This window comes from Streptomyces sp. SID3343 (assembly GCF_009865215.1).
Lineage (GTDB): Bacteria > Actinomycetota > Actinomycetes > Streptomycetales > Streptomycetaceae > Embleya.
In genome coordinates this window covers 1-11,642 of record NZ_WWJX01001122.1, presented here as the reverse complement: position 1 = coordinate 11,642, position 11,642 = coordinate 1, and the positions used below count along the sequence as shown (strand labels likewise).

Sequence of the window (11,642 nt, the reverse complement as noted above, 5' to 3'; positions counted from 1 at the left end):
CGCCACGGGGCCGGCCGCGCCGCGCAACATCAGCGCCCGCCGTACCGCCGCGACCGGCACTTCGGCCGCCCGCGCGATCGCGTCGACCATGACCCCGTCCAGCGCCCCCTGCCGAACCTCACCCACCAACAGCCCGATCAAGAACCGCTGTTCGACCGCCGTGGCCCGGGCGAACAGCGTGTCCACCAGCCCCCGCCGCGTCGCCTGCGATCCCGCGCCGGTGGTCGCCCCGACCACCTCCAAGGCGGCGTCGACCTCCAGCAACGACAGCGACGCGGTTTCCGCCGGACCCGGAACCTCCCGCAACGCCGCCGGTCCCACCCCGATCTGCCGCTGCGTCAACGCCCCCGAAAGGTAGGCCACCAACACGGGCGCCTCTTCGGGGGCGGCCCCGCGCAGGCACTCGGCGACGATCTCCGCCTTCGCGGTCCGACCGGCCTCCCCCGCGATCCGCCGCGAGGCTTCGGCCACATCGACAAACGCCAACGACCCCATAGCGAAGCACCCCTCACACCCGACGGCCCACCGACCCGCACGCTACGCGGGCCGACTCTCATCCCCTGTGGCCGTTCGACCGCTGCCGTAAGCCCCACCGACGGCCCGACCCCCGAACGGGCGCACCCCGCGCCGGCCGCCGCGGCGGATCGAATCCACCTGGGCCGATCGCCGCCCGATCCGGTTGCGAAGGGCCGCGCAACACGCCGCCGGCGTCGTTCGCGTGACGCACACGAACCCACGGGCGCGCCCTCGAACGGGCCACATCCGCCGGGCCGGACGCGGGACCTGTTGGGATGGTCGGTGATCGTCCGACCGGACGTGTCGACACAGGCAACAAGCTTCCGGCCGCCCGGAAGGTGATCCGCATGCGCGCACTCGTACGCCTGGGACGCGTCACGATCACCGCCGCTGCCACGATCGCCTTGGTCACCGGCCTGCCCGCCGGCGTCCATGCTGCCATCGGCGACTTCGGCTGTACCGACGTCAACGGAGACGAGTTCCGAAACGACGATCCCGAGGACGGAGAGTGCTTTCTCCTCGTCGCGGGCGCCGTGCACGCCGACCACGACACCGACACCCGGGCCGTCGTGTACCTCGCCCCGGGCTGCGAGGAAGGCCCCTTCGAGATGCGACCGCACACGTCCCGCGACTTCCGCAATCCCGCCCCACACAGCGTCAGGTTCGTCTGACCCCGCCTCCCCGGCCGAGCACCCTCCGTCGAGGCCGCCCGCAGAAGTGAATCGAGCCGAGCGAAGCGAACCGAGCCGAGCCGAGCCGCCGACGGTTTCGGCGCGTCCGCCGGCCGTGATGTGAGCGGCCCGGAAAGCTCGTACGACCCGCCCCCTCACAGGGCTCATGCACCCGGGGCATCGCCGACCACACCGACCACTCCCGATCGTGATCGCGACCGACGCACGAACGCGAAGGGGCGCCGCGACCGGGCGCCGCGACCGGATCCGATCCGACCGCGACGCCCGAAGGCCACAGCGGTTCGCGCAGCACCACAACGCCCGGCGCGACCCCGAGTCAACCTGCGAAACACTCCGCTGCCACCGACGCCGTCTCCCTACGAAGCGTCCGACGAAGCGAAAGCGCCCGGCGAAGCATCCGACGCAGTTCCGCGGCCAAAGCTAGAGGATCGCCCCGGGGCGGTAGGCCGCCGCTTCCGGGTGCTTGGCCGCCACCGCCTCGACGCGGCGGACGACCTCCGCGACCTGAGCCGCTGCCGCACCCGTGAAGGACAGGCGGTCGGCGAGCAGGGTGTCGAGGGCCGCGCGGTCCAGTGGCAGGCGCTCGTCGGCAGCCAAGCGGTCGAGGAGTTCGTTGCGCTCGACGCCCTCGCGCAGGGCGAGCGCCGACGCGACGGCGTGCTCCTTGATCACCTCGTGCCCGGCCTCGCGGCCCACTCCGCCGCGAATCGCGGCCATCAGCACCTTGGTCGTGGCCAGGAACGGCAGGTAGCGGTCCAGCTCGCGCGCGACGACCGCGGGGAACGCGCCGAACTCCTCCAACACCGTCAGGAACGTCTCGATCAGCCCGTCGAACGCGAAGAACGCGTCGGGCAGCGCGACCCGTCGGACCACCGAGCACGACACGTCGCCCTCGTTCCACTGGTCGCCCGCGAGCTCGCCGACCATCGACGCGTAGCCGCGCAGGATCACCGTGAAGCCGTTGACCCGCTCGCACGAGCGCGTGTTCATCTTGTGCGGCATCGCCGACGAGCCGACCTGGCCGGGCTGGAAGCCCTCGGTGACCAGCTCGTGGCCCGCCATCAACCGGATCGTCTTGGCCAGCGACGACGGCGCGGCGGCGAGTTGTACAAGCGCGGTGACCACGTCGTAGTCGAGCGAGCGCGGGTACACCTGGCCGACCGACACGAACGCGTGGTCGAAGCCGAGGTGCCCGGCGACCCGACCCTCCAGCTCGGCCAACTTCGCCTCGTCGCCGCCGAGCAGGTCGAGCATGTCCTGCGACGTGCCGACCGGACCCTTGATACCGCGCAGCGGGTAGCGCGCGATCAGGTCCTCCAGCCGGCCGTACGCCACGAGCAGCTCGTCGGTCGCGCTCGCGAACCGCTTGCCGAGCGTGGTGGCCTGCGCGGCGACGTTGTGCGAACGGCCCGCCATGACCAACTCGGCGTGCTGCGCGGACAACTCGCCCAGCCGCACGAGCAGCGCGACGACCCGATCGCGAACCAGTTCGAGCGACGAGCGGATCTGGAGCTGCTCGACGTTCTCGGTGAGATCGCGCGAGGTCATGCCCTTGTGCACGTGCTCGTGGCCGGCGAGGGCGTTGAACTCCTCGATCCGAGCCTTGACGTCGTGCCGGGTGACCCGCTCGCGCTCGGCGATCGAGGCCAGGTCGACCTGGTCGATCACCCGCTCGTAGTCGGCGACGGCGCCGTCGGGCACGTCGATGCCCAGGTCCGCCTGGGCACGCAGTACCGCGAGCCACAACCGGCGCTCGAGCACCACCTTGTGTTCGGGGGACCACAGGGTGGCCAGTGCCGGAGAGGCGTAGCGGTTGGCCAAAACGTTCGGGATGCGGGGCTTGCGCACAGGCTGGGACGTCACGACCGGCGAGTTTACCGAGCCCGTGACCGCGCCCTTAACGTACGTCCATGATCGTCGCGCGTTCCCTGGTCCTGTTCGTACTCGCCGCAGTCGCCGAGATCGGCGGCGCGTGGCTGGTGTGGCAGTCGGTTCGCGAGCACCGCCCGTGGTGGCTGGCCGGGCTCGGCGTCATCGCGCTGGGCCTGTACGGCTTCGTCGCGACCCTCCAGCCGGACGCGAACTTCGGCCGAATCCTGGCCGCGTACGGCGGCGTCTTCGTCGCCGGCTCCCTCGCCTGGGGCATGGCCTTCGACAACTTCCGCCCGGACCGCTGGGACCTCACGGGCGCCTTGGTCTGCGTGATGGGCGTGGCCCTGATCATGTACGCCCCACGCCGCTGAAACCTCGCTCGTGGCCGCATGGCCCTGCACCGATACGCGAAGCGAGGCTCACGGCCAACCGCCTGAAAACCCGGCCACGGGCCCGCGACATGCACAACACAAAACCGAGCACCAGCCCCAGAGCCCCAAAAGCATCGACAACGAGCAACGCCGCTGGTGCTCTGACCGCATAGGTTCACCGGGTTGGCGGCGTCGGTGCTCGGACCGGCTGGACTCGGGGTGGGAACAATTGAGCGGGTCGCGGAGCCGATCGAACTAGGCTCCCGGCATGTCTGGTCCGACGTTGGTGATCGAGTTGGCGGAGCCGCTCTCCCCGGTCGCGCTGCGCGAGTTCCGCGCCTTGATGGTGGGGCTCTCCTCCCACTTCGACGAGAAGCGGCTCGGGTTCTTCGACGTCAACGTGCCCGCAGAGCAACTGGGCGTCGAGGACAGGCGAGAGGAGAACTGGCGAAAGCCGTTCCCGCTTCCACTCCTTGGCAACCACTCCGGGGAGGACGAGCTCACGGCCCTGGTGGGATTCAATCCGCAGCGCGTGGACTGGCGTCGGCCCTTCCTGGTCTACGTGATGGGGCCGGATGCCGGGCGACGAGAGCATCTTCGAGGCCGAGCACGCGGACGAGCCCGAGGTGGAGGCCGTCCTCGGCTTCGGGCCGACCCATGCCGTCAATGTCAGCGCAGGCTGCAATCGCGAGATCGACCACGTGGCCACGGCCCTGCTGACCGCCGCTGTCGTGGATGTCATCGGGGGCGTGGCCAAAGCCGAGCTGCCGGCCGGGCAGGCGTCGGTCGTCGCCGGCCTTCCGGGAGTGTTGGGGATCGCAGACGACGACGGGATAGCGCTGGGAACGGCGGAGTTCCTGCGGGTCTGGCTTGGGCACCCCGCCTTCCGGCTGGTCAAGTAGCCCGGACAGATCGGCGGCGGAGGTGGTGCTGTTGACCTGGAACGTTCGCCATGTTGCCTGATCATGCGGCGAGAACGGGTCGGCCGCCCCAGCGGATGCCTTTCTCGCTGCGGATGCGGGCGCGTTCCTTGCGTTCGGCGGCCAGGACGTCGTGGTCGCGGGCGTTGGCGTTGCGCCGGCGGAGGTAGGCGTGCAGGGTCCGGGTCTGCACGATGTGGTTGGGGTGGTGGGAGTTGGCGATGGTGAACGGCCGCAGCGGTCCGAAGTGCGCTTCGATCGGGTTCGCCCACGAGGCGTAGGTCGGGGTGAAGCACAGCTCGACCTTGTGTTTCTTCGCCCAGCGACGGATGTCGGCGCCCTTGTGGGCGGACAGGTTGTCCAGGATCACGTAGATCGGTGCGCCGTCGGGCCGGGCGGCGCGGATCGACAACGCGGCCAGCGTGTTCACGGCTCCCTTCTTGCGCCGGTTCACGCCCCACAGGCGGTCGTCGCCCACCGAGTAGCAGCCGTGGAAGTACCGGACTCCGTGGGTACGGTGGTAGGTGGCCGGCAGCCGGTCGGGACGCCGTATTTCGGCCCAGCCCGAGCCTGCGGTGGGCCGGATCCCCAGCGGGCCGAACTCGTCGAAGGCGAAAACCCGGTCCCGGAACGGTCCAGGACGTGCTCGATACGGTCCAACTTGGCCTCCCGTCCGGGATCCGGGGACTCCTTCCAGGTCTTGGTGCGCTGGAAGGTGACGCCGCGGCGGGCGAGCAGGCACCGTAACGCCTCACGGCCGATGCGAATCACCCGGCCGTGCACTTTGCGCAGGTAGGCGACCAGCTTGCGCAGCGACCAGCGGGTGAACGGCCGGCCGAGCTTGACCGGGCGGGTGGTGGCGGTCGCGATGACGAAGTCCTCGTCGTCATCACCGAATTGGCGGGGGGCGGCCTCCCACCCACCGAGGGTCCGGGCAGGCCGGGCCCTTCTCATCGAACGCGTGGATCACATCCCGGACGGTGTCCTCGTCGGCCTGCACCAACTGGGCGATTACCGGCACCCGGTTCCCGCCGGCCGAGGCCAGCAGCATCATCGCCCGTCGGTAGCGAACCGAATCGGTGCTGCCCCGGCGCACGATCTGCTGCACGGCCACCGCGCCTCCAGCGGTCGGATCGGATGTCACCGCACATCCAACCGCCACGACCGCCGACCCGGCGAACCTATGCGGACACAGCACCAGCAACAACCCGGTCCCCAACCAAGACACACCCCACCCCTGACACCCAGACCACAAAACCCGAAACCCCAAGCCGAGCACAGGCCCCGAGGCCGGATCGGGCGGCCCCGGGTGCCCGAAAACCGCAGCCCTCGAAGGCATCCGCAACGGGTGGTGCGGGTGGGAACAACTGCCGCCCGACCAAGACGCAACCGCCACGACCAAAGGCGTCCGACGCGCCCCTGACATACCGTCACAACCCTTGCCCGCCAAGCAAAAAGAAGCGCATGCCAAGCACCCCGCAGGGTAGGCGCCGCCCATCGCGAATCGACTGGGGGCGGGGCGGGAACATGGGCAGGCGACACGACGAACGCAAACGACGCGCCGAGCGCGAACAACGCGAGGCAGAGATCGAGCGCGCGATCCGCGGCGAGCGACGCGCGGACCCGAACACCCCGGAAAGTCAGGCCCACCAGCCCCCGACCACCCCGCCCCGCCCAGACACCCGCGCCAACCCCAACCCCGGCGCGGCCCCGGGCCCCAAGCCCGACCGCAACCCCAGCTCCAACCCCGACCGCGCCGGGGTCGACACCACCAAACCCTCCGACCAACCCGCAGCCTTAAAACCAAAACCAAAACCGAGGCGGAAGCCGAACACCAACACCGGCCCCAACAGCGGCACCGACACCCACTCCGACCCGGAGAGCACTCCGGAGAACACCGCGGAATCCACCCCCGTCCACCTCCAAGACCTCCCCGCCAAACCCACCGATCTCCCGAAGTCGTCCTGGTTCAAGGCCGGTTGGCGCACGCTGCGAGAGTTCAAGGAGGACGACCTCAACATCTGGGCGGCCGCCCTGACCTACCAGAGCGTGTTGTCGATCTTCCCCGCGCTTCTCGTGGTCGTCTCGCTCGTCGGACTCGTCGGCCGTTCGGCGACCGACGCACTGACCGAGAACGTCCAGAGCGTCGCCCCCGCCGAGACCCACGAGATCGTGCTCAACGCAATCGCCAACCTCGAACACAGCCGCAGCGCGGCCGGTCCGCTCGCGCTCGCCGGCCTCGGCCTCGCCCTGTGGTCGGCGTCGGGCTACGTCGCCGCGTTCATGCGGGCGTGCAACACGATCTACGACGTCCCCGAGGGCCGGCCGTTGTGGAAGACCGTACCGACCCGAATCGCGGTCACGATCGTGACGCTGCTCCTGCTGTCGGTCTGCGCGATAGCCGTGGTGTTCACCGGCTCGCTCGCGAAACAGGCCGGACACGCGCTCGGGGTCGGGGAAGCGGGCGTACTGCTGTGGGACTACGCGAAGTGGCCGGTCCTGATCGTCGTGGTCAACTTCCTGTTCGCACTGCTGTATTGGGCCGCCCCCAACGCCAAGCAGGGCTTCAAGTGGATCACTCCCGGCGGTGTGCTCGCGGTCGTACTGTGGGCGGCGTTCTCTGCCGCGTTCGCGTACTACGTCGCCAACTTCGGCACGTACAACAAGACTTACGGCACACTCGCCGCCGTCATCGTGTTCCTGGTCTGGCTGTGGTTGACCAACATGGCCATCCTGCTCGGCGCGGAGTACAACGCGGAGATCGAACGGGCCCGTGCCATCGCCGGCGGCCACCCGCCCACCCTTGAGCCCTACGTGGAGATGCGCGACGCGCCCAAGCCCAAGGGCGCCTGGAAAAAGTGGTTCCGCCTCGGCCGCACATCCCCCGCGAACACCGCCGACGACGGCAAACCCGCCACCGGCGACGCCACACTCGACGGCTCCGCCGCCGACACCCCCGAGCGCACCGGGGAAGCCGAACGCCTGACCACCGACAAGGCCCGGCCCAAGCCCTAGTCCCGGCCCAAGCCCCGGATCGGCCGGCGAAGGCCGCAGTAGACAATCATGGGATGGACAAGATCCGACCCGCGTACGAGGAACTGGGCGCCGAGGGCTTCTACGCCCTGCACGGTGCCGCGTACCGCAACCCGCACGAACCGCGCGTGCACGCGGTCCTGGCCGCGATCCTGACCGACCCCATCACGGCCGAGCCCGCGCTGCTGGACGAGGTCCTCGACCTGGCCTGCGGAAGCGGCGAGGCCACTCTCGCGTTGCGCGGCCTCGGGGCACGCGACGTGACCGGGATAGACCCGTACACGGGAGCCGCCTACCGCGGGCGGACCGGCCGCGACGCCGAATCGCTGCGCTTCGAGGACATCGCGGCAGGCGCCCTCACGGGCCGCGCGTACTCGCTCGTGGTGTGCAGCTACGCCCTCCACCTGCTCGCCGAATCCCGCCTGCCGGCCCTGGCGTATGCGATGAGCGAGGTCACGACCGTGTTCGTCGTGGTGACTCCGCACAAGCGCCCGACGCTGCGGCCGGAGTGGGGATGGCACCTGCACCGAGAGGTGGTGGTGGATCGAGCCCGGGCCCGCCTGTACCGAACGTCACCGAACCCGACATCGCCTACGACTCGACCCTGACCGAGCCCGCGTCCGCTTCGACCGAGCCCGCACCCGCGCCCGCTCGGGTCGAGCCCGCACTGCCCGACCCCACTCCCCCCGCACCTTTCGCTCCCGCCGAATCCCCCGCTGTCCCCGAATCCCTCACCGGCACCGAATCGTCCGAGTCCGCGTCCGCGTCCGCGTGCGAGTCCGCGTGCGAGTCCGCGTCCTCCGAATCCTCGGCAGCCCCCATGCCCGGATCGATCTTCACCGGCACCGGCACCGGACTCGGTGACTGAGCGATGGTGACCCCAGCGCTCGCGATCACCACGAGCGCGATGCCGGCGATCTGGACGAGCGCCAGCGACTGGCTCAGCACGAGGAAGCCTGCGATCGCGGCCACCGCCGGCTCCAGGCTCGCCAGGAGACCGAAGGTCGCGGGCGGCAGGTGCTTCATGGCGAGCATCTCGAAGCTGTACGGCAGGGCCGAGGACAACAGTGCGACGACCGCGCCCAAGGCGACGACCTTCGGCTCCAGCAGCGCGGTGCCGGCGGTGGCGATCCCGAACGGGCTGACCAGCACGGCCGCGACCGCGAAGCCCAGGGCAAGGCCCTCGATACCGTCGAAGCGCTTGGAGATCTTCGACGCCACCATGATGTAGCCCGCCCAACACACCGCGGCGGCCATCACGAACGCCACACCCACCGGATCGAGCCCGCTGAAGCCGCCTCCGCCGAGCATCAGCACGCCACCGGCCGCGAGCACGATCCACACCATGTCGCGCAGCCGACGCGAGAGCACCACGGCCAGGCCCAGCGGTCCCAGGAACTCCAGCGTGACCGCGGGGCCGAGCGGCAGCCGATCGATCGCCGAGTAGAAGAACATGTTCATCCCGGCGAACATCACGCCGAGCCCGGCCACCACGATCCAGTCGCCACGAGTGCGCCCACGCACCCGGGGCCGTGCGAACGCCAGCAGGATCACGGCCGCGATGACCAGCCGCAATGTGACCGCACCGGCGGGGCCCACGTAGGGGAACAGCTTCGCCGCGAACGCGGCGCCGAACTGGATCGAGCACGCGCTGCCCAGAACCAACATGACCGCGCGCCCCTGCTGTCCCGGCATGAGCCGGTCGACGAAGGCGGGAAACGCGCGGGATGCCGGATCGGCGGCGGTGCGGGAGGTCATTCTCCGACACTACGGATACGGTCAAGCCGGATCAGCCGCCGCCCCCGGACTACGACGACTTGCGCGAACGCACTACCGCGCGCAGCGCGGACGGCACCGGACCAAGACCCGACGCGAACTCGCGGACCCTGCCCTTGGCGGCCCGCCGCTCCTTGCCGCCGAGCACGACCCGCAACTCGCCCTCGTACGCCAGGACGGCAAGCGCGGCGTCCTCGACCGGTACTCGGGCGACGGGGTTTCCCGGCTTGAGCGCGTCCCACATCGCCTTGGTCGCGGCGGACCGCAGCTGCGGTTGACGCAGCGTGATGCGTTGCCCGGGGAGGACACCCAGGAAGCGGTGTGATTCCAGTTTGATCACCCGATCGCGCGCGAGGGCGTCCCGGACGATCGACGGCGCGCGCCGGTCCTGCTTCCTGATCCAGTGCCGCCAACTCCGAGCCCGCTCGCTTGCCGTGATCCGTGCCAGGACCGCGACCTGCAAGTCGCACCCGGGGGCGCGACCGCGTGCGCTCGTCGCCACGACCCGGCCGTCCCGGTCCTCGATCAGACCGAGCGTGGTCAGTTCCAGCAACGCGGCGGCCTGGAGTGTGGAGCCCAGGTAGCTCCTGCTCATCAGCCTTTGCCGCTCGGGACTGCATGCGAGCAGCATGGTCCGCTGAACCAGAGACGTGTCCATGTCGGCCTCCTCGGCATTCGGCCGGCGCTTTGCGCGCTCGGTTCGGTGCGGTTCGTTTCGGTGCGGTGCGTGTGGTGCAGTGCGACTCGGTTCGGCGAGAACTCGCCTGTCCCGTAGGTCGGTTCAGGCGCCGCCGGGAATCCGTTCGTACGCCGGGTCGCGGCGCGCCCGGCGCAGCGCGGCTGCCGGGTCACAGGAGAGTACGGGTGCAGGACGGGCGGACGCGCGCACTTTGCCGTCCCGGTCCTCGGTCGTGACTCGTCGTCGGTAGGGGGTCGGCCGCGCCGCCGAGCGGGGGGTGGCTCCGAGGTTGCCCCGGATCGTCGCCTTCCGCCGATCGCGTTCGTCCGCGAGCAGTAGTACCAGGACGAGGAGCAGGAACGATGCGCGTTGCGCCGCCGATGCGTCCCTGTCGGATTCCGCTTCGCCACTCGGTCACGTCGTCCTCAGGAGCCTCGTCACGCCGGGGGGCCGACATCGCCACTGTCGCCAGTGCCGCCGCCGCGCTCGCCAGAATCGCCACGATCGTCTCCGTCGCCATGGTCGCCTCCGTCGCTCGCGGCGGGCTTCGTCTTGGGGGGGCGGCCTCGGCGGGCCGGTCGGCCGGCGTCACCCGGCATCCGGCCCGCGTCGCCGAGGGCACGCCGCAGCAGGAACTCGATCTGGGCGTTGGTACTGCGCAGTTCGTCCGCCGCCCACTTGGCGACCGCGTCGTGCACCGCCGGGTCGAGTCGGAGCAGAATTTTCTTACGCTCGGTCACGGGACCGGCTACGAGTACAGCGAGCCGGTGTTGATCACCGGCGCGGTCGCCTGCTCGCTGCACAGGACTACGAGAAGGTTGCTGACCATGGCGGCCCGGCGGTCGTCGTCGAGTTCGACCATGTCGCCTTCTTCGAGTCGGGTCAGCGCCATCTCGACCATGCCCACGGCGCCCTCGACGATCCGCTGCCGGGCGGCCACCACGGCACCGGCCTGCTGGCGGCGCAGCATGGCCTGGGCGATCTCGGGTGCGTACGACAGGCGGGTGATCCGGGACTCGACGACGCTCACCCCGGCGGATGCGACCCGCGCGCCGATCTCGGCGGAGAGCTTGCCGGTGATCTCGTCGGCGTTGTCGCGCAGGGACAGGCCGCCGTCGCCGTGGTTGTCGTACGGGTAGCTGTTGGCGATGTGCCGCACGGCCGTCTCGGTCTGGATCGCGACGAACTCCTCGAAGTCGTCGACCTCGAACTTCGCCTGCGCGGTGTCCTTGACCTGCCACACCACGACGGCGGCGATCTCGATCGGGTTGCCGTCGTTGTCGTTGACCTTGGCGGTCTGGGTCTCGTGGTTGCGGATGCGGGTGGAGACCTTGGTGGCCCCCATCAACGGGTTGACCCAGCGCAGGCCATCGGTGCGGAGGGTGCCCTTGTAATGTCCGAAGAGCTGCAAAACTCTGGCCTCGCCGGGAGCAACGGTGGTCAGGCCGCACAGCCCGAACAGGGCGAGCACGGCGACCACGATCCCCGCGGTCATCACCCCGGCCTTGGCGGCGTCCTCGAACGTGCCGCCGAGCACGGCGACCACGATGCCGCCGACGAAGAACACCGCGCCGATCGCCAGCGCCGGCAGACCCGACGCACCATTGGCCGCCCTCTCCCGGACCTGAGGGGCCGGCATCTCCACGATCGTCTCCGGACCGATGTCGCTCATGAGTCACTCCCGCTTGGTTGAGGTGGCATCACCACCATAGCAAACTGATATCACTTTTTCCTCCCGCCCAAACCTACGAGCGAGGACAACATCCCCACGTTGCCTCCCGGG

General features: G+C 70.0%; 10 protein-coding genes and 2 pseudogenes. 5 read left to right on the top strand and 7 right to left on the bottom strand.

Features of this window, described 5'->3' with window-relative positions; genetic code table 11:
* Positions 1-495 (bottom strand): annotated as a pseudogene (locus tag GT354_RS35190) (ATP-dependent DNA ligase); the annotation flags it as partial.
* Between the two features lie 368 nt (positions 496-863).
* On the opposite strand from GT354_RS35190, the gene GT354_RS35185 reads away from it, so the two are divergent.
* Entirely contained in the window at positions 864-1,187 is a 324-nt protein-coding gene (locus GT354_RS35185; RefSeq protein ID WP_161360442.1) for a hypothetical protein, read from the top strand.
* Positions 1,188-1,628: 441 nt separating this feature from the next.
* Here the strand turns inward: GT354_RS35185 and purB are convergent, their stop codons facing one another.
* Positions 1,629-3,071 carry an adenylosuccinate lyase gene (gene purB / locus GT354_RS35180; protein ID WP_161360441.1) on the bottom strand — a complete coding sequence of 481 codons (1,443 nt, stop codon included), beginning with the start codon at positions 3,069-3,071 and terminating at the stop codon, positions 1,629-1,631.
* 47 nt (positions 3,072-3,118) lie between these two features.
* Here purB and GT354_RS35175 point away from each other — a divergent pair, with 47 nt between their 5' ends.
* Positions 3,119-3,451: a YnfA family protein gene (locus GT354_RS35175; protein ID WP_161360440.1), complete on the top strand. Its 333-nt coding sequence runs from the start codon at positions 3,119-3,121 to the stop codon at positions 3,449-3,451.
* 575 nt (positions 3,452-4,026) lie between these two features.
* Positions 4,027-4,353 carry a DUF6368 family protein gene (locus tag GT354_RS35170; protein WP_161360439.1) on the top strand — a complete coding sequence of 109 codons (327 nt, stop codon included), beginning with the start codon at positions 4,027-4,029 and terminating at the stop codon, positions 4,351-4,353.
* Positions 4,354-4,414: 61 nt separating this feature from the next.
* Here GT354_RS35170 and GT354_RS35165 read toward each other — a convergent pair.
* A pseudogene (locus tag GT354_RS35165) lies at positions 4,415-5,425 on the bottom strand (IS630 family transposase).
* A 473-nt stretch (positions 5,426-5,898) separates the two neighbouring features.
* On the opposite strand from GT354_RS35165, the gene GT354_RS35160 reads away from it, so the two are divergent.
* Complete coding sequence (locus tag GT354_RS35160; RefSeq protein ID WP_161360438.1) at positions 5,899-7,386, top strand: YhjD/YihY/BrkB family envelope integrity protein; 1,488 nt, start codon at positions 5,899-5,901, stop codon at positions 7,384-7,386.
* Between the two features lie 53 nt (positions 7,387-7,439).
* Positions 7,440-8,012 (top strand): class I SAM-dependent methyltransferase, encoded by a 573-nt coding sequence (locus tag GT354_RS35155; protein ID WP_161360437.1) that lies wholly within the window; start codon positions 7,440-7,442, stop codon positions 8,010-8,012.
* On the opposite strand, the gene GT354_RS35150 is transcribed toward GT354_RS35155, so the two are convergent.
* The 4 genes from GT354_RS35150 to GT354_RS35135 form a co-directional block, all read right to left on the bottom strand.
* Positions 7,996-9,162: a DMT family transporter gene (locus tag GT354_RS35150; RefSeq protein WP_237535784.1), complete on the bottom strand. Its 1,167-nt coding sequence runs from the start codon at positions 9,160-9,162 to the stop codon at positions 7,996-7,998. The genes GT354_RS35155 and GT354_RS35150 overlap by 17 nt on opposite strands.
* A gap of 49 nt (positions 9,163-9,211) precedes the next feature.
* Positions 9,212-9,838, bottom strand: a complete 627-nt coding sequence (locus tag GT354_RS35145; protein ID WP_161360436.1) for a GPP34 family phosphoprotein — start codon at positions 9,836-9,838, stop codon at positions 9,212-9,214.
* 458 nt (positions 9,839-10,296) lie between these two features.
* Positions 10,297-10,599: a hypothetical protein gene (locus GT354_RS35140; RefSeq protein ID WP_161360435.1), complete on the bottom strand. Its 303-nt coding sequence runs from the start codon at positions 10,597-10,599 to the stop codon at positions 10,297-10,299.
* 8 nt (positions 10,600-10,607) lie between these two features.
* The gene (locus tag GT354_RS35135) at positions 10,608-11,531 is read right to left on the bottom strand and encodes an SPFH domain-containing protein (RefSeq protein WP_161360434.1); all 924 of its coding nucleotides are present in this window, start codon (positions 11,529-11,531) and stop codon (positions 10,608-10,610) included.
* Positions 11,532-11,642: the final 111 nt, after the last annotated feature.